General features: G+C 70.5%; 13 protein-coding genes and 2 tRNA genes. 7 read left to right on the forward strand and 8 right to left on the reverse strand.

Features of this window, described 5'->3' with window-relative positions; translation table 11 throughout:
* Positions 1 to 246 precede the first annotated feature (246 nt).
* Positions 247 to 1,449, forward strand: a complete 1,203-nt coding sequence (locus ABZ915_RS10735; RefSeq protein WP_361799112.1) for an IS110 family transposase — start codon at positions 247 to 249, stop codon at positions 1,447 to 1,449.
* 123 nt (positions 1,450 to 1,572) lie between these two features.
* Here the strand turns inward: ABZ915_RS10735 and ABZ915_RS10740 are convergent, their stop codons facing one another.
* The 5 genes from ABZ915_RS10740 to ABZ915_RS10760 all read right to left on the reverse strand — a co-directional run bounded on the left by ABZ915_RS10740 (position 1,573) and on the right by ABZ915_RS10760 (position 7,811).
* Positions 1,573 to 3,003 (reverse strand): recombinase family protein, encoded by a 1,431-nt coding sequence (locus ABZ915_RS10740; protein ID WP_361799115.1) that lies wholly within the window; start codon positions 3,001 to 3,003, stop codon positions 1,573 to 1,575.
* A 270-nt stretch (positions 3,004 to 3,273) separates the two neighbouring features.
* A complete protein-coding gene (locus ABZ915_RS10745; RefSeq protein WP_361799118.1) occupies positions 3,274 to 5,313 on the reverse strand; it encodes an N-6 DNA methylase in 2,040 nt (679 codons plus the stop codon).
* Positions 5,314 to 5,321: 8 nt separating this feature from the next.
* Entirely contained in the window at positions 5,322 to 5,942 is a 621-nt protein-coding gene (locus tag ABZ915_RS10750) for a restriction endonuclease subunit S (protein WP_361799121.1), read from the reverse strand.
* Positions 5,943 to 5,993: 51 nt separating this feature from the next.
* A complete protein-coding gene (locus ABZ915_RS10755; protein ID WP_361799124.1) occupies positions 5,994 to 6,215 on the reverse strand; it encodes a hypothetical protein in 222 nt (73 codons plus the stop codon).
* A 390-nt stretch (positions 6,216 to 6,605) separates the two neighbouring features.
* Positions 6,606 to 7,811 (reverse strand): MFS transporter, encoded by a 1,206-nt coding sequence (locus ABZ915_RS10760; protein ID WP_361799127.1) that lies wholly within the window; start codon positions 7,809 to 7,811, stop codon positions 6,606 to 6,608.
* A 127-nt stretch (positions 7,812 to 7,938) separates the two neighbouring features.
* On the opposite strand from ABZ915_RS10760, the gene ABZ915_RS10765 reads away from it, so the two are divergent.
* Positions 7,939 to 8,520: a TetR family transcriptional regulator gene (locus tag ABZ915_RS10765; RefSeq protein WP_361799130.1), complete on the forward strand. Its 582-nt coding sequence runs from the start codon at positions 7,939 to 7,941 to the stop codon at positions 8,518 to 8,520.
* A gap of 33 nt (positions 8,521 to 8,553) precedes the next feature.
* Here the strand turns inward: ABZ915_RS10765 and ABZ915_RS10770 are convergent, their stop codons facing one another.
* Together ABZ915_RS10770 and ABZ915_RS10775 are read right to left on the reverse strand one after the other, a co-directional pair.
* Positions 8,554 to 12,957 (reverse strand): PAS domain-containing protein, encoded by a 4,404-nt coding sequence (locus tag ABZ915_RS10770; RefSeq protein ID WP_361799133.1) that lies wholly within the window; start codon positions 12,955 to 12,957, stop codon positions 8,554 to 8,556.
* Between the two features lie 261 nt (positions 12,958 to 13,218).
* The gene (locus tag ABZ915_RS10775) at positions 13,219 to 13,794 is read right to left on the reverse strand and encodes an SSI family serine proteinase inhibitor (RefSeq protein ID WP_361799136.1); all 576 of its coding nucleotides are present in this window, start codon (positions 13,792 to 13,794) and stop codon (positions 13,219 to 13,221) included.
* A 182-nt stretch (positions 13,795 to 13,976) separates the two neighbouring features.
* Between ABZ915_RS10775 and ABZ915_RS10780 the strand changes: the two genes are divergently transcribed.
* A tRNA-Ser gene (locus ABZ915_RS10780) sits at positions 13,977 to 14,067 on the forward strand.
* Positions 14,068 to 14,259: 192 nt separating this feature from the next.
* Positions 14,260 to 14,332, forward strand: a tRNA-Arg gene (locus ABZ915_RS10785).
* Positions 14,333 to 14,439: 107 nt separating this feature from the next.
* Here the strand turns inward: ABZ915_RS10785 and ABZ915_RS10790 are convergent.
* On the reverse strand, positions 14,440 to 14,934 hold the full coding sequence (locus ABZ915_RS10790; protein WP_361799139.1) for a MarR family winged helix-turn-helix transcriptional regulator: 495 nt from the start codon (positions 14,932 to 14,934) through the stop codon (positions 14,440 to 14,442).
* 136 nt (positions 14,935 to 15,070) lie between these two features.
* Here ABZ915_RS10790 and ABZ915_RS10795 point away from each other — a divergent pair, with 136 nt between their 5' ends.
* The 3 genes from ABZ915_RS10795 (at position 15,071) to ABZ915_RS10805 (ending at position 16,770) form a co-directional block, all read left to right on the forward strand.
* Positions 15,071 to 15,445 carry an HGxxPAAW family protein gene (locus ABZ915_RS10795; protein ID WP_361799142.1) on the forward strand — a complete coding sequence of 125 codons (375 nt, stop codon included), beginning with the start codon at positions 15,071 to 15,073 and terminating at the stop codon, positions 15,443 to 15,445.
* A complete protein-coding gene (locus ABZ915_RS10800) occupies positions 15,442 to 15,747 on the forward strand; it encodes a hypothetical protein (RefSeq protein WP_361799145.1) in 306 nt (101 codons plus the stop codon). Before ABZ915_RS10795 ends, ABZ915_RS10800 begins: the two co-directional genes overlap by 4 nt.
* Before the next feature lie 150 nt (positions 15,748 to 15,897).
* Positions 15,898 to 16,770: a DUF2797 domain-containing protein gene (locus ABZ915_RS10805; RefSeq protein WP_361799148.1), complete on the forward strand. Its 873-nt coding sequence runs from the start codon at positions 15,898 to 15,900 to the stop codon at positions 16,768 to 16,770.
* Positions 16,771 to 16,960: the final 190 nt, after the last annotated feature.

A 16,960-nucleotide genomic window follows, 5' to 3' on the forward strand; every position in this document is an offset into this window, starting at 1 on the left:
TCCTGCAAGAGGGCCGCTGGCCTCCGGGCCCGGCATGACTGTTCCCCCCTGTCGAACGGATGACCTGGGGGGTGGTGTCACCGGGCTCGGGAGGCGCCGTTGGAGACGCTGATGAGAGGTCCGACTACCGCCTGGCCTGGCGCAATGCCTGGCCGCTTGCAGGCGGCAGGTCTGCATAACGTGGATGCGCGCATACGACGCCAACGCCCTGGCCAGCACCGCACGAACCCCGTTCGGGAGGATGGGTTGGACGACATCGACGACGTGGGCGTCTTCCTCGGCCTGGACGTCGGCAAAAGCGCCCATCACGGGCACGGCCTCACCCCGGCCGGCAAGAAGGTCTTCGACAAGCAGCTGCCCAACAGCGAGCCGAAACTGCGGGCCGTCCTCGACAAGCTGACCGCCAAGTTCGGCGCCGTCCTGGTGATCGTGGACCAGCCCGCCTCCGTCGGGGCCCTGCCCTTGACCGTCGCCCGGGACGCCGGCTGCAAGGTCGCCTACCTGCCCGGACTCTCGATGCGGCGGATCGCCGATCTCTACCCGGGCGAGGCGAAGACCGACGCCAAGGACGCCGCGGTGATCGCGGACGCCGCACGCACCATGCCGCACACCCTGCGCTCGCTGGAACTGACCGACGAGATCACCGCCGAACTGACCGTGCTGGTCGGCTTCGACCAGGACCTCGCGGCCGAGGCCACCCGCACCTCCAACCGGATACGCGGCCTGCTCACCCAGTTCCACCCCAGCCTGGAACGCGTCCTGGGCCCGCGCCTGGACCACCCGGCCGTGACCTGGCTGCTGGAACGCTACGGATCTCCGGCCTCGCTGCGCAAAGCCGGACGTCGCAGGCTGGTTGAAGTGATCCGGCCCAAGGCCCCGCGCATGGCCCAGCGGTTGATCGACGACATCTTCGACGCGCTCGACGAGCAGACCGTCGTCGTCCCGGGCACCGGCACCCTCGACATCGTGATCCCGTCCCTGGCCCGCTCGCTCGCGGCCGTCCACGAACAGCGACGAGCCCTGGAAACGCAGATCGGACAGCTGCTGGAGGCTCACCCTCTTTCCGCGGTCCTGACCTCGATTCCGGGGGTCGCGGTCAGGACCGCCGCCACCTTGCTGGTCACCGTCGGCGACGGCACCAGCTTCCCCACCGCCGCCCACCTGGCCTCCTACGCCGGCCTCGCCCCGACCACGAAGTCCTCCGGGACCTCGATCCACGGCGAACACGCACCCAGAGGCGGCAACCGGCAACTCAAACGCGCGATGTTCCTCTCCGCGTTCGCCGCCCTGCACGATCCCGCCTCCCGCACCTACTACGACCGATGCCGGGCCCGCGGCAAGACCCACACCCAGGCACTTCTCCGCCTGGCCCGACAACGGATCAACGTGCTGTTCGCGATGCTCCGCGACGGCACCTTCTACGAACCCCGAACCCCACGCCTCGCTTGACCAAAGACATAGAGGCACCCCCCCGCCTGAGCGGCACGCGGCACGTTGCCATCCGTCGGCTGGCGTCTTACTCGCAGAGAAGGCGGTGTGGGGTCCGAAACTCCAATAGACTTGGCAGGGCTCTCAGGCGGCCCAGACGACGTCCAGCAAATCTGGATTGAACTTGCGTGCACCCCGGCCTGCAGGGTGCACGACAATGGCCTTCATATGCTTCATGACGACAGCACGCTGACGCTCGATGGGTAGCCGGTCGAATTCCTCGGGAAATTCGACCGTCGCGGCTGTAATTTTCATTTGCTCGACGCTGTGCCGGTTACGCTCGTAGGTCAACTCGGCGCGTTCCTGTTCAAGAGGCTCCAACATGGCAATTGTTGTAGCCGCCGAAATCCTCTTTCCGTTCATCGCGGCAACCAGTTCGCTGATCTCCTGCTCGACTTCGGCCAGGCGCGCAGCGCCGGGCCATTCCGCAGGTTCAGCAGCAGAAGCCTTCGATCTGGCCTCAGCCTCATGGATCAGGTTCAAAATGTACTCGTCTAGTGGCTCACCAGCGCGAGAAACCTTTCCACAACCACCATCCTTAGCGGCCGGGCAACGGTACATGAATCGACTTCCCCTGCTGCCTTCCTTCCAAGAAGAGCGCATGTTCGCAATCATGCGCGTGCCGCATTCGGAGCAACGGAGGATCCCGCTGAGCAAATACTTGTGGTTGTTGCTCAGGTTGTTCGCCCGGTATTGCGACTTGACGCCCTCAAGAACAGCCACAACGGCGTCAAGCTTATTGGGTGTGCAGATCGGCTCCCAAGCGCCCATGACCGCCTTGCCGTCCGGACCGATGTGCTTCTTTCCTTTCACCGCGCGGAATCCAGCCACGCGCGGATTCATGATAATGCCCTTTAGGGCGACGCGCGTGATCGGCTTTCCGGTGTTCCGTGAAGTGCGGATCCCTTTTTCCTGCCACTCGGTCGTGATCGTTGAAAGTCGAGTACCGGCCAGCAGTGCGTCATGCGCCTTCGTAATCAGCTGTGCCTGTTCCGGATCAACGGTGACCCGATCGGCCTTCCAGCCGAACGGCGGGAAACCTCCGCCGTTCTTCCCGGCGTCCGCAAGTTCGCGATGCTTCCGGGCCACGCGCCTACCCGCGTCAGCGCTGGCCTTGCTGGCGAACGCCACCATGACTCGAGCCATCGTCCGGCCGTCTGACGTTGACAGGTCAATGTCGTTCGTGACCGTGCAGAAGACCAGCTTCGGCCGGTCCTCGAACACGTCGATGAGCCGTTCAAGGTCGCGAGGCTGGCGGGCAAGACGGTCAAGGTCATATGCGATCACGCCGTCCATGACGCCCGTCTGCAGATCCCCCAACAGCCGCTCGAACTCGGGGCGGACCACGTTCCGCTTGAAGGCGCTCACGTCGTTGTCGATGTAGTCGCGTGCTACCTCCCAGCCTGGGCGCACCCCGGCAACCTGTCGGTAGTCGTGGCGCTGGCGCTCGATGCCCAGCTCCTCGCCGTCCTTGTCGAGGCTGATGCGGGCGTACCCGCCGAGCCGCACAACCACCGTGCCCCCTCCCCGCCCCTTCGGGCGTCGCACATATGGCAGGCTCCCCAGCCTGACCTGCGCTGATCGCAGAACAGAGGCTATCCCACAACTATGGTGGTAAGTGGAGGTTCTTGAAGAAGGTGCTGCGCGGTCAGTACGTGGAGAGTGAGCTTCTGGACGTCCAGCATCTGAGCGCACCTGAACACGCCGGGTGCGCCGATGCTCCGCACCCGGCGTGTGGCTCTCGGGTGCCGCCGTGCGACCAGGGGATCTGTCCGCTGTGCCTGGTCAGTAGTAGCCGAGGGCGGCCATACGGTCCCGCAATCGGTTCGCCGCGGTCCGGTACCGGTCTTCCAGATCCGCCATCGAGGTCGCGTACCGCTCACCCCACCGCAGATACGTGTCGACCAACTTCTGGCGCTCACTCGTGACGAGATGTTCGATGCGTACGTAAAGGCTTCTGCCGAGCAGGGCAAGCACGTAGTCCGCCTCTTCTCCTACTCGAAGCGATTTCGGCCGGCTCGGCGCGCCTGTCCGGTCCTTCAGAGGTGAACGCCAGCGGCGAATCACTCCGGAGAAGCCGTACAACACGAGCGCTCGAAAGTCGTCCTCGTGCTCCGACCACCATGAGGCCAGGGAGCCGAGCAGTTGGTATCTGTCCAGGATTCCCATGCGGAGCAGCTCTTCGCTGAGGGACGCTTCGAGCTGGTCGCGTACGTCCGCGAGTGCCACATCCTCGCGAAACAGGTCGCTGACGATCTCGTGCTGGCCGGTCCACCAACGCTCGACCCCGCTGAGGAAGTCCCGCTCCCGGGCGGCCGCCAGTTCCGGAATACGGGCCGCAGCCGCCTCGTAGCCGGCAGAGGGAAATCGGTAGTAGCCGGGCCGGACGGGATCGGGCAGGAAGAGACTGTCGACATGGATGCCGAAGGCGTGGAACAAGTCGGTCTCACGCTCTATCTCCCGCCAGGGAACGCCACCGGTGAGCGCCGCGCTGATGTCCAGCAGGGGCTCGGGGGGAGTTCCTGTGTCGACGTACCGGGGGATGTTCAGGTTGAAGTCGTTGTCCCTGATCTCCTCAAGGGAGACGACGCGCGCGAAACCGGGGACGTCGCTCCGGCCGAGGAATGCGTCCACGATCTTGGCGACGTGCTGGGCGTCGAGCCTGTTCTTGGACCGCCCCACAGTCACCTCGCGCTCCGCGTTGATGAAAAGAACGGTGCCGCGCCTGTCCGTGGCGTGGCTCCGGTCGCCCTTCAGGACGAGGATGCACGCGGGGATGCCCGTGTTATAGAAGACGTTCGCCCCGATACCAATCACGGCTTCGAGCCGGTCGTCCTCGACCAGACCTCGGCGGATCTCGCCCTCGGCGCCGCCGCGGAACAGCACACCGTGCGGCACCACCACGGCTCCGGTCCCGTTGGGACGCAGAACGGACAGCACGTGCTGAACGAACATGAGGTCGGCCTTCTTGCCGCCTTCAGGGACCCAGCCGTACCTCATACGCTCCGGATGCCTGACCTCGTCCCTGCTGTAGTTCATCGAGAACGGCGGTGACGTGAGAACCCGGTCGAAGCGGGCGAGTCCGTAGCCGGGGCTCTCGAGCGGATCGGTCAGCGAGTCGGAGCGGGACACGGATGCGTCCATGATGCCGTGCAGTAGAAGGTTGAGCCTTCCGGTGAGCCACGCCCTGCCGTTCTTCTCTTGACCGTGAAGGCGCAGGTCCGTCTGGTGCCCGCCGTGCTCAGTGACGTACTGGGCAGCACTCAGCAGCATGCCACCGGAGCCCGCGTGCGGGTCGACGACCGACTGCCCCGGCTGAGGGTCGACGAGCTCGGCCATCAACCGGGACACGGCACGGGGCGTGAAGAGCTCGGAACCCTTGCCCGAGGAGGAAGTGGTGCGCACGAGAAAGCGGTCGAAGGCCCGGCCCACCACGTCGCTGAACTCGAGATCGTCATCGCTGAGCGACAGCTGACCGATCTGGCCCACCCATTGGCCGAGAAGGCGTCGGCTCGGCGTGGGCCCGTTGAAGTTGACGGTGCTGAAGAGCCCGGTCAGCTCCGGGTTGTGGGCTTCCAGGAATTCAAGCGCCCAGTTGAGAGCCTCCCCGGGCCGATCCGAACTTCGGGCGATCATGTTTTCCCAAAGGCCGTCCTCGGGGACGCACAGGATGCCGGGCTGGTCCGAGACGCGTTTGAGTAGTAGCAGCAGGCCGATGATCTGGGCAATCTCCGGCAAGTTCACATCGCCACGCGGATGGTTCGCGGCTCGCTGCAGGAAGTCGTCGAGCTGGTCGACGGTGAGCGGTTCTCGGTGTCGTCCCATCAACTCCCTCACTCTCCTCTGGTGAGCTGGTCGAAGACCGAAGGTCGCAGGGCCACCAGACGGTCCAGCATCATTCTCTGGACCTGGATCTGCTCGTCGATGTCGGCGAGCGCGTCGATGATGTTGTGCTGACGGGCCAGGGGTGGGACCTCGATGGAGAACTCGTTGAGCATGGTGGAGTTGAGTGAGGGGACCGTTCCGGACTGGGCTTGGGCGACGAGTTCGCGCTGGACCGGGGGGTGTGTCAGATACGCGGCGAGGTACTCGGGAAGGAGGAGTTCCCGGTCGGGCCGGATGCGCAGGCACGACGAACTGTAGAACCAGCCGATGTGCTCGGCCCCAATCAGGGCCAGTCGACCGAGCGTGCCCTGCCGCACGAGGAGGATGTCTCCGGCCCGAAGGGCGAATCTCGCGAGCCGCTGGGCCTGGGATTCGGGAACCCGGCGCAGCCGACGGGTGTCCACCGTGAAGTGCTCGGTGAGATCGGGGGGCGCGATGACCGGAACGCCGCTCGGGCCCTCGTTCAGGTTGTCGAGCAGAGAGCCGGACGGGCCGGCCGTGACCTGGCAGCAGTCCCCCAACGGGAGCCAGGTGGTCCCGGAGGCACTCCAGGGCTTGTCGTGAGCCATGGATGTGTGACCTCCTCGCACAGTGCGGCCCGTCCTTCCTCAACCGCGTCGTCAGACGACGCGCAACCAGTACCTCAAAGTCGCGCGGAGCAACTCCTCCACCGCCACGGTCAGTGCGGCCAGGGCGACCGTGACCACCGCGGCCGTACCGTGCCCCGCCAGGGCGGCCAGGACCACACCGGTGACGATCACCACCAGTGTGACCGCCGCCTTCCTGGCCTGCTTGGGCATGGACCAGGCATGATGGACGTCGATGATTCTCAAGGGAACCATCCAATCTGCCCCTCAGGGGCGGTAGGGCCGCACCGTCCGTCTTGGATTAGGCCCCTGGTCGGGCGGTGCGGCTATCTCTTCTGTGTGCAGGCAGGCCACAGAAGGCGGACGTCCGCCCCCACGGCACCGCACCGAACCCGGCTACCCCAGCCTCGGTGGTCATACGGTATCACGGTTCCGCGAAGTCCTCTTCGCAGATCGCGAAGAGGACTTCGCGGAGGCGCCTCTTTCTTGAATCACCTTTGTGCGGAGCATTTTCATTGGCACGGACGCTGGATGAATTAAATGGCCGACAGCGATGCGCCGGGCCGAGGATCACCGCCCGGCCCGGCGCATCGCTGTCGGCACGCTGCGGCGCTACGGCCCAGCGGTGTACGGACAGTCCTGGACTCATTTCCGCATGGCCGTCGTGAGCCACCCGAGCGTCAGCCAGAGCGCGGCCACCGCGCAGACACCGTCCCATCCCCAGCGGCCGAAGGCGACCCCCGCGAGGACGGAGGCGAGGGCGCCGCCCGTGAATCCGGCCACGACGTAGGCGGTGTTGGCGGTCGCGGGGGCGGAGGTGGTGGTCAGGGCGAGGGTCTGGTTGGCGACGTGCGAGGCGACCAGGGCCGCGTGGACGGCGATCGCGGCCACGAACAGCGCGGTGAGCACCTGCCCGCCGAGCCAGAACAGCGGCACGGAGACGGCGGCGAGGGCGTAGGCCGACCGTACGACCTTCGCGGCGCCGAAGCGGTCCACGAGCCCGCCCGCGAGCGGGGCCACCGCGCTGGCCGTGAGGCCGAAGAGGCCGAACAGACCGGCGGTCGCGGTCGACAGGCCGTACGCCGGGCCGGTCAGCAGCAGGGCGAGCGAGGTCCACAGGGCGCTCCAGGCGCCGAACATCCCGGCCTGCCTGACGCACGCCCGCCACAGGTCGGGCGAGCGGCGGACGAGTCCGGGCAGGGCGGTCAGGCCGGCGAACAGCGGACCGGTACGGCGGCGGTGCTCCTTCGGCAGGGCGAGGGCGGTGGCGAGTCCCAGTACCAGGGTCAGCGCGCCCGCACCGGCGAACACCCACCGCCAGCCGAGGGACTGCCCGGCCAGGCCGCCGACGACCCGGGCCGCGACGATGCCGGTGAACAGGCCCGCGATGACGGCGGCGACATGGCGGGCGCGGTGGTGGGCGGGGGCGCGCTCGGCGACCAGCGGGACGAGCAGCTGCGGGACGACGGTCGCGGCGGACGCCGCGAACACGGCGACCGCGAGCGAGGTGGTGCCGGAGGCCGCCGCGCCGAGCCCCAGCGCGGCCGTCGCGGCCACCGACAGGAGGGCGACCAGCGGGCGCCGGTCGACGCGGTCGCCGAGCGGGGCGAAGAAGAGCAGCCCGGCCGCGTAGCCGAGCTGGGCGACGGAGGCGATCCAGGTCACGGCCGAGGGGACCGTGCCGAAGTCGTGGGCGATGAGGGGGAGCAGCGGGGCCGCGAGATAGATGTTGGCGGCCGTGACGGCGGTGCAGACGGCGATGAGGACCAGGAGGAAGCGGCCGGAGGCGGCCTGCTCGCGGGCGGGGACCCGGATCTCCTGTGCCTCTTGGGTGGTGGTCGCTGACGGCATGACCGGAGGTACTCCTTAGAGCCGACTCTCACAACTAACTGGTTGGTTGGAAGTGGGAACAGCGTGCCCCGCCGTGGAATTCCTTGTCAACCAAATAGTTGGTTGCCTCGGGCGCTACCCTGACCCCATGGCACCAGTGAGGGACCCCGAGGCCACCAGGGCGCGGATCTTCCAGGCGGCGGTCGCCGAGTTCGCCCGGCACGGCATCGCCGGGGCCCGCATCGACCGCATCGCCGCCGAGGCCAAGGCCAACAAACAGCTGATCTACGCCTACTTCGGCAACAAGGCGGAGCTGTTCTCACAGGTCCTCGGCACCTGCATGGTCGACCTCGCCGCCGCCGTCCCCGTCGACGCCGACGACATCGAGGGCTGGGTCGACCGCCTCCTCGACTACCATGCGGCCCACCCCGAACTGCTGCGCCTGCTCTTCTGGGAGGGCATCGAGTACGGCACGGCCGAGCTGCCCGACGAGACCGCCCGCCAGGAGCACTACACCCGCAAGGTCGCCACGCTCGAGGACGGCCAGGCCCGGGGAGTCGTCACCGACGCCATCCCGGCCGGTGACCTGCTGATCCTGCTGACCGCGCTCACCAACTGGATGGTCGTCGTCCCGCAGATGCGCCGCATTCTCGCGGGCTCCGAGGACAGCGACCGCGAGCGCCTGCGGGCCTCCGTCAAGGAGGCGGCCCGCAGGCTGGTGGCCCGGTAGGCAGGGCGGCTCGTCAGAGAGGCCGGACAGGTCCTAGTTGGTGCCGATGCGGGCCAGCAGGTCCACGATCCGGGTCTGCACCTCGCCGCTGGTGGAGCGCTCCGCCAGGAACAGCACCGTCTCCCCCGAGGCCAGCCGCGGCAGGTCGGCCTGGTCGACGGCGGCGGTGTAGACGACCAGCGGGGTGCGGTTGAGCTGCCCGTTCGTGCGCAGCCAGTCCACGATCCCGGCCCGGCGGCGGTGCACCTGCATCAGGTCCATCACGACCAGGTTCGGCCTGAGCTGCCCGGCCAGCGTCACCGCGTCCGCGTCGCTCGCGGCCCGCGCGACCTGCATCCCACGCCGCTCCAGCGTCGCGGTCAGGGCGAGGGCGATCTCCGCGTGCTCCTCGATGAGGAGGACACGCGGCGGGTGCTGCTCGCTGTCGCGCGGCGCGAGCGCCTTCAGCAGGACGGCGGGATCGGCACCGTACGCCGCCTCGCGCGTCGCCTGCCCGAGCCCGGCCGTGACCAGCACCGGCACCTCGGCCGCGACCGCCGCTTGCCGCAGCGACTGGAGCGCGGTCCGGGTGATCGGACCGGTCAGCGGATCCACGAACAGCGCGGCGGGGAAGGCCGCGATCTGCGCGTCGACCTCCTCGCGCGAGTGCACGATCACCGGCCGGTAACCGCGGTCGCTGAGCGCCTGCTGCGTGGTGACGTCCGGCGCGGGCCACACCAGCAGCCGGCGCGGGTTGTCCAGCGGCTCCGGCGGCAGCTCGTCGTCCATCGGCTGCGGGCGCGGGGGGTCCGCGACCTCGATCGCCCCGCCCGGACCGTCCAGCGGCTCGGGCCCCTCGGCGGCGTTCTCGTCCGGGGCGCCTATGGCGTACGACCGTCCGGCACCCTCGGTGGTCTGGGCGAGCCGCGACTGCCCGGCCAGGGAAGGCTGGGGGACGGGCTGCGCCACCGGCTGTGCGGCCGGTGCGATGGCCGGTGTGGCGGGCTGCGCGACCGGCTGTCCCGGCGCCTGCTCGGCGGGCGGATGCGGACGGGCACCCTGCTCCGGACGCGCGGCCGGGTCGGGCGGCGTGCCCAGCTTGCGGCGCCGCCCGGAACCGCCCGGCTGGTGCGGGGGCGGCGTGGCCGTCGGCTGCTGCACCTGTAGTGCCTGCCTGGTGAACGGCACGCCCTGCCCCAGCGTCCGCACGCTGAAGCCCCGGCCCTGCGTCGAGTTCACGTCGACAGGCGCGCCACCCGCCTCCGCGGGCAACGGCTGCGCGGCCCGAACCGGCGCGGCGGCGTGCTCCGGGGGGAGGGGGGCGCCGGGGGCGGCCGTTCCGTTGGGCGGTACGGCGACGTCCGCGGCCGGAGTCGGTGGAGGAGTCGGAGCCGGCTGGGCCGCGGGGGCCGGAGCGGGAGCGGCCGGGGTCTCGGGTGCCTGGCCTGCCGGCTGTCCTGCGGGTGCCTGGCCGGGGACGGCCTCCGCGGGCAGCGGCTGGGCGGCGGGCAGCGGCCCGGTGTTCTGCGCCGGGAGCGATACGGCGGCGGGGGCCTGGGCGGGAGCGGCCTGGACGGCTGCGGGGAGCTCACCCGGGGTGACCTGCGGCGGGACCGTCTGACCCAGCCCGCCCGGAACCGCGACCGGCTGGCCCGGGGCGATCTGGACCGAGTTTCCCGGCGCCGGAGCCGTGCCCTGGCCGGGAGCGCCCTGCGCGGGTACGACGGCACCGGGCGCGGGCGTGCCGGTGGCCTCCGCCGACTGCTGCGGGACCACGGCCCGCCGGCGGCGGCCCGTCGGCGCGCTGGTGGGATGCGGCTGGGGCGGGGTGTGGTCCTCGGCCGGGTCGTGCGCGACAGCGTCGTGCCGGCCTTCGTCGACCGGCACGGGCATACCAGTCGGCACGGGCATACCGGTCGGCACTGGCATACCGGTCGGCACCGGCGCGCCCGTGCCCGGCGCCTGCCCGGCAGCCTCCGGCTGCTCCACGGCCGGAGCCTGCACCTGCCCGGGGACCTGCACCTGCCCCGGAACCTGTACCTGACCCGGGATCTGCGGGGCCTGCGCCGGCGCGTCCGGCCCCGCGGCCGGGCGGTCCGCCTCGGCGGGCGGCAGGGCGAAGACCGTACGGGCGCCCGTCTCCTGCGCGGCGGCACGCTCGGCCGCGGCGGCGAGCGCACGGCGACGGCGCCCGGTCGGCTGCGCGGCCTCGGCCACCGGGACGGCCTCGGAGCCCGGCTGGGCGCCGGCCGCGGGCAGCGCGGGCGGCAAGGCCTGCCGCTCCCCGTCGTCACGCCGGGCACGCCGTCCGCCGGGCGCGGGCACGCCCTGCGGCGGCACGGTCCCGCCGAGTCCCGTGTTCGAGGCCGCGGTTCCCACGGCATGCTCGGCCGCCATGACGACGGCCCCCTCGGCGACCCCCTGGTCACCGTCGGCACCACCGGTACCAGCAGCACCACCGGCACCGGACCCGTCACCGGCGACCTCGGCGGGCCGTCCCCGCCGCCGCCCGGTGCCGCCGGAGGCCTCCGCGGCCTCCGCGCCCTCGGCCGTCGGCTGCGCCGACTCCTCCAGGGCACGCCTGCGGCGCCGCCCGGTCGGCGCGGGCGCCTCGGCCCCGTCACCACCGGACTCGCCCGGGACCTCGCTCTCCAGGAAGGCGTCGGTGGAGGCCCGCCGGGCCCGCCGCCGTCCGCCACCGGTGCCGTGCTCGACGGCGGCCTCCTCGTCGGCGGCCGAACCGCCCACCAGGGCCACCTGGGCACCCGGCACCCGTTCCGGTGCCGGGACGGCCCCCGCCCCGCCGCCGATCGGCACCTCCAGCACATACGCACTGCCGCTCATCCCCGGCACCTCGTGCGTCTGGAGCACACCACCGTGCGCCCGCACGATCCCGCGGACGATCGGCTCGTGCACCGGGTCTCCCCCGGCGTACGGCCCGCGCACCTCGATCCGTACGACCTCACCGCGCTGCGCGGCGGCCACGACGACCGTGTTGTCCATGTAACCGCCCGTAGAGACGGGCGCGTTGCCGGTCGCGTCGACGCCGGCGACATCCGCGACGAGATGCGCGAGCGCGGTCGCGAGCCGCTGGGGGTCGACCTCGGCCTCGATGGGCGGCGCGTGCACGGCGAACTGCACCCGGCCCGGCCCGATGAGCTCGACGGCCCCCTCGACGCCCGCGGCGACGACCGAGTCCAGCATCACCTTCGTACGGGTGACGTCCTCCGTGCCCGCGTCGAGCCGCTGGTAGCCGAGGACGTTGTCGATCAGCTGGGTGATGCGGGAGTAGCCGGCGGAGAGGTGGTGCAGCACCTGGTTGGCCTCGGGCCACAGCTGCCCGGCGTCGTCCGCGGCGAGCGCGGCCAGTTCCCGGCGCAGCTCGTCCAGCGGGCCGCGCAGGGAGCGCGCGAGCAGCGTCAGCAGCTGCTCGTGCCGCCCGGCCAGGGCTTCGTAGCGGTCTTTCTCCCGCTCGCCGAGCGCGGCGTACCGCTCCTCGCCGGCCGCCAGTTCCTCGGCGTGCCGCTCTTCCAGCTCCTCGATCCGGGTGACGTGCTCCTGACGCAGCGCGGTCAGGTCGGAGGCGTGCTCCTCGGAGAGCTTCTCCAGCTCCTCGGCGTGCGCCTGCTCCACGGCCGCCTTCTCCTCGGCGAGCGTGTCGTAGGGCCGCCGGTCGGTGAAGGTCATCACGGCGCCGACCAGCTGATCACCGTCGCGCACGGGCGCGGTGGTCAGGTCGACCGACACCTCGTCCCCGGACTTGGACCACAGCACCTGCCCGCGCACCCGGTGCTTGCGCCCGGAGCGCAGGGTGTCGGCGAGCGGCGACTCGTCGTACGGGAAGGGCGAGCCGTCGACACGGGAGTGCAGTACGAGGGTGTGCAGCTCCTTGCCGCCGAGCTCGCTGGCCCGGTAGCCCAGTATCTGCGCGGCGGCCGGATTGACGAGCACGATCCGCCCGTCCGTGTCCGTGCCCACGACGCCTTCCGCCGCGGCCCGCAGGATCATCTCGGTCTGCCGCTGCGAGCGGGCCAGCTCCGCCTCTGTGTCGACGGTGCCGGACAGATCGCGTACGACGAGCATCAGCAGCTCGTCGCCGGTGTAGCCGTAACCGTCGTAGGCCTGCTGCCCGTTCTCCAGATTCGCGCTGGTGACCTCGACCGGGAACTCGGTCCCGTCGGTCCGCCGGGCGGTCATCCGCGTCGGCTTGGTCCGGCCGTGCGGGTCCATCTGGTCGGGCCGCCGCATGGAGCCCGGGATGAGCCTGGAGTCGAACTCCGGCAGCAGATCGAGCAGCCCGCGCCCCACCAGAGCCGTCCCCGGAGTCTCGAAGGCCTCCAGGGCGATGGTGTTGGCGTTGACGACGGTCCCATTGGCGTTGACCAGCACCAACGCATCGGGCAGCGCGTCCAGTATGGCTGCGAGGCGAGCAGCGCCTCGGGATGGCCTGCTGCTCACGAAACGCTTCCTCCCTGTTACCGCACCTTGCCGACCGCTCGGGCCATCTTGCCAACCGGCCCGCTACGTGTCACGCGAGGGAGTCTAAGGGCAGCGGTTGTGCTCGCGACGCCGGATGAGAGGGAGGTCGCACGACGAAGTGACGGGGAACGTGTGAGCGTCCTCCCCGGCCTCCGCTCTGCCTCGGGCTTTGGGCCGCGAGACTTTCGCAGGACCTTTACGGGACCGGGGATTCCGCCTCGAAAAGCCTGTGGTCGGCCGCTACGCGCGCAGGTCGTGCGGGTCGCGCAGGTCGGGCAGAAGGGGAACGAGCCGGTCCCACCGGTCGATCTCGCACCCGTCGCTCCGGTCGTACGTCGCGTCGACCGGCCGCCCGGCCCAGATCCCCGTCACATGGGCGGTGGCCGGGCCCCCGTACAGCATCGTGCACATCTGGCCCGGTGCGACCGGCGCGAAGGTGTCCCGCCCCCACCGTGTGTTCCGGTCCAGCGTCCGGCAGGCGCCACCCACATCCGGGTGACTGCCGGCCCCCGGATGACAGGACAGCCGGTACCGGCCGTCCCGGCCACCGCCCGCGTGCCGGACGGTGACGGTCAGGTGATCGCCGGAGGTGGCGGCGGCCCGGTCCTCGGGGCGTACGGGCGGGGGCGCCGAGACGCCGGTGTGTACGCCGGTGTGTACGGCGGCGGGCGCGGCGGCGAGAGCGGGCGCGGCGGCGACGGCGGAGGCGGAGAGAGCGGCGGCGGTGGCGGCGGTGACGGCCACGGCGGCGACGGGCACCCGGCCCGCCACGCCTGCCACGCCCGCCGCGACCGTCCGCGAGATGACCTGCAACATGTCCTGCCCAACGCTCCGGCCGCCCGGACGTTGCGCTCCCGGCCCCGACCGGCTCGCCGACACGGATTGGCTTTGCCCTGCGGCCCGCCTGCCTAGTACCGTGGGAGCCGATTGGTGACAGCACGCTCGACTGTGTCATCATCTGCACGCACCACTCGCGCGCTCGCGTGAGCGGTTGTGCTGGAGGCGTCGCCTAGTCCGGTCTATGGCGCCGCACTGCTAATGCGGTTTGGGCCTTAAAGCCCATCGAGGGTTCAAATCCCTCCGCCTCCGCACCTGATCACCGAAGCCCCGGTCCGAACGGACCGGGGCTTCGGTGCTCTACACACTCCCGACATTGCCGTTTCCCCAGGTCACAAGGGGTACGCGGAACGGATTTCACATGGCGGCGGCAGTCATGTAATGTTCTTCCTGTCGCCGCGAGCGGGCCGGAAGGGCCGGGAGCGGGGACAAAAAACAAAACAAGCACTCGTAGCTTAACGGATAGAGCATCTGACTACGGATCAGAAGGTTGCAGGTTCGAATCCTGCCGAGTGCACAACAGTTCAGAGGCCCCGGATCACTCCGGGGCCTCTGGCGTTTCCGGCCCGTCGCCGTGCGCCAGGGCTACGGCCCGCGCCGCGACCCGGCCGGCTGACGGTCCGCTCAGCACTCCCCGCCGCCGGGCTCGCCCTTGTTCAGCTTCTCGAGGTACTCGTGGGCAAGGGCGGTGGCGCGGGTGAACCAGTCGTTGATGACGGCGAGTTCGTCGGGCGAGTAGTCGGCGAAGAGGGTGTTCAGGCGGGCGTAGTGGCCCGCGTACACGGCTGTGACCCGCTCGACCGCCTCGGGGAGGGCGGCCACGCGGACGCGGCGGCGGTCGGTGGGGTCGGGGCGGCGGGTGACGTAGCCGCCGCGTTCCAGGCGGTTGAGGATTCCGGTGACCGCGCCAGTGGTGACGTGGGCGCGGGCCGCCAGGTCGCCGGCCGTGAGCAGTTCGTCGCCCGCCTCCAGGACGAAGGCGAAACAGGTCAGGTCGGTGACGTTCAGGCCCAGCCGCCGGGCCAGTTCCTGGTGTCCGATCAGGTGGGCCGCGATGAGGTGGTCCATCGCGGACAGCGCCTGTGCCGGGGTGGCGGGAGGACGCGGCGTGCCGTGCATCTGTCGATTTCCCTTAGCTGGTGAGAGATTTAGGTGCTAAGTTTCTTACGTCGTGAGGGATTGCTGGCCTCCAGTGTCCCTCACGTCCTGGCTGATTCCGCTGCCTGGGCATGCCCTGGGAGAGGGAGGCGGGTACATGAGCGCGCATCTGTACGACGAGGGGCACACGGCCGCCGGCTGGACCGGCTTCGGCATCGCGACCGGCGGGAGCGGGCTGGTGGGGCTGGGGGTGTGCACGGCCTCGCTCGCGGCCGTCGTCGGCGGGCTGGCGGCCGTCGCCCTCGGCGTCCTCGTCACCTGGGGCCTGCATCTGTCGGGCTGGGGCAAGCCGCCGGGGGTGCGGCCTCGGGAGCAGTGGGGGATGCGGGTGCGGGATCCGCTGGCCCGGGAGGGGCATGCGGGCTGTGTGGCCTGCCGGCTGGCGGGGCGGGGGCGGCGGCGTGCGGACCTGGTGCCGACCTCCTCGGCCTCTCTGTCGGCAGAATCGATACCGCTGTCACCTTTCGAGTGAACGTCCACCGGTTCCGGCCGGCCGTACCCGCGACGGAGGCCCCCTCCATCACGCCCCAGGAGCTGCTGGCCGGCTGGCGGGCGAGGAACCTGGTCGTCACGGAGGACGTGCACGCGGTGGCGGCGTATCTGGCGCCGGCCCTGGTGCGGGGACCGGTCCGGTGTCAGTTGGAGGACGTCGCCACACGCACGGGGCTGACGCTCGACCGTGTCCGTGACTGTCTGCGCATGCTGATCAGGCGTGGCTGCATGCGGCAGACGGGATGCACGCCGGACGGGGCGCCCGTCTACGTCCTGCCGTAAGGGACGACAAGGGACGACAAGGGACGACAGGGGACGACGACGAAGGCCCGAAGTCGCAAGACGAAGTTGCGGCTTCGGGCCTTTGCGTACGGTATCGCCTTCTGGTCGTCTTGGGGGCGTTGTCAGTGGGTCGTCCTACTCTCGGGGGTGATGGCACAGGCGTGGAGATGTACGGGGCTGCGGTGGTCGGCGGGCGGGCCCGTGCTGGTGTGGGACGGCGGGCGGAGCAGCGCGCTGTCGTGGGGGAAGCGGGTGGCCTTCGGGGTCGGGGAAGGGGGAGTGCGGACATGTGTGGGGGCGCGGCGGTATCCCTGTCCGGTGCGGGCGGCGGTGCCGGGGCGGAGTACGGGGGCGCGGTGCGAGGAGTGTGCGCGGCTGGACCGGGCGCACTCGGTGGCGGCGGACACGATCGCCGACGATCCCCGGCCGTACCGCGTATATCTGGCGTGGTTCGGGCCCGGCATGGTCAAGGTCGGGATCACCGCGGCCGAGCGGGGCCCGGCGCGGCTGCTTGAGCAGGGGGCCGTCTGCTTCAGCTGGCTCGGCACGGGGCCGTTGATGGCGGCGCGGCGCACCGAGGAGTTGCTGCGCGCCGCGCTCGGGGTGCCGGACCGGATTCCGTACGCCGAGAAGCGGGCGGTGCGGGCCGCGTTGCCCGCGTCGGCGGAGGAGCGGGCGGCCGGGATCGGGGAGCTGCACGCGCGGGCCGTCGCGCTGGCCGGCTGGCCGGACTCGCTCGTCCGGGCGCCGTACCAACCCGTCGATCACATGGGCGTGTTCGGGCTGGACCGGCTGCCGCCCGCCGCCCTGGCGGTGACCGAGCTGGTCGCCGGCGGTTCGGTGAACGGTGAGCTCGTGGCGGCCGCCGGGCCGGATCTGCATCTGGCGACCGGGGGCGGGGTCGTGGTGCTCGATACGCGGTTGGTGACCGGGTGGGAGCTGGTGCGCGCCGGCTCCGGTGAACTGACCGTGCCGACCCGGCAGTGCGTCAGACCGAGGAGTACGCAGGACGAGCTGTTCTGAAGGGGTGCTGACGGCGCTGACAGGATTCAGAAAGCGCGTTCACAGGTGATGCAAATCACGTGCCTAGGTTTGTGCGTGCCAAAAGGGCTGCAACTGCTGGAAATAGCCCAGGAGTTCGGGGTTCCCTGAGAGATCCCTGTGCGTTTCTCAGGAAAATCACAGACAAGAGAAAGCGTCTTCTCAGCGGACC

This window comes from Streptomyces sp. NPDC046915, from assembly GCF_040644935.1.
GTDB lineage: Bacteria > Actinomycetota > Actinomycetes > Streptomycetales > Streptomycetaceae > Streptomyces.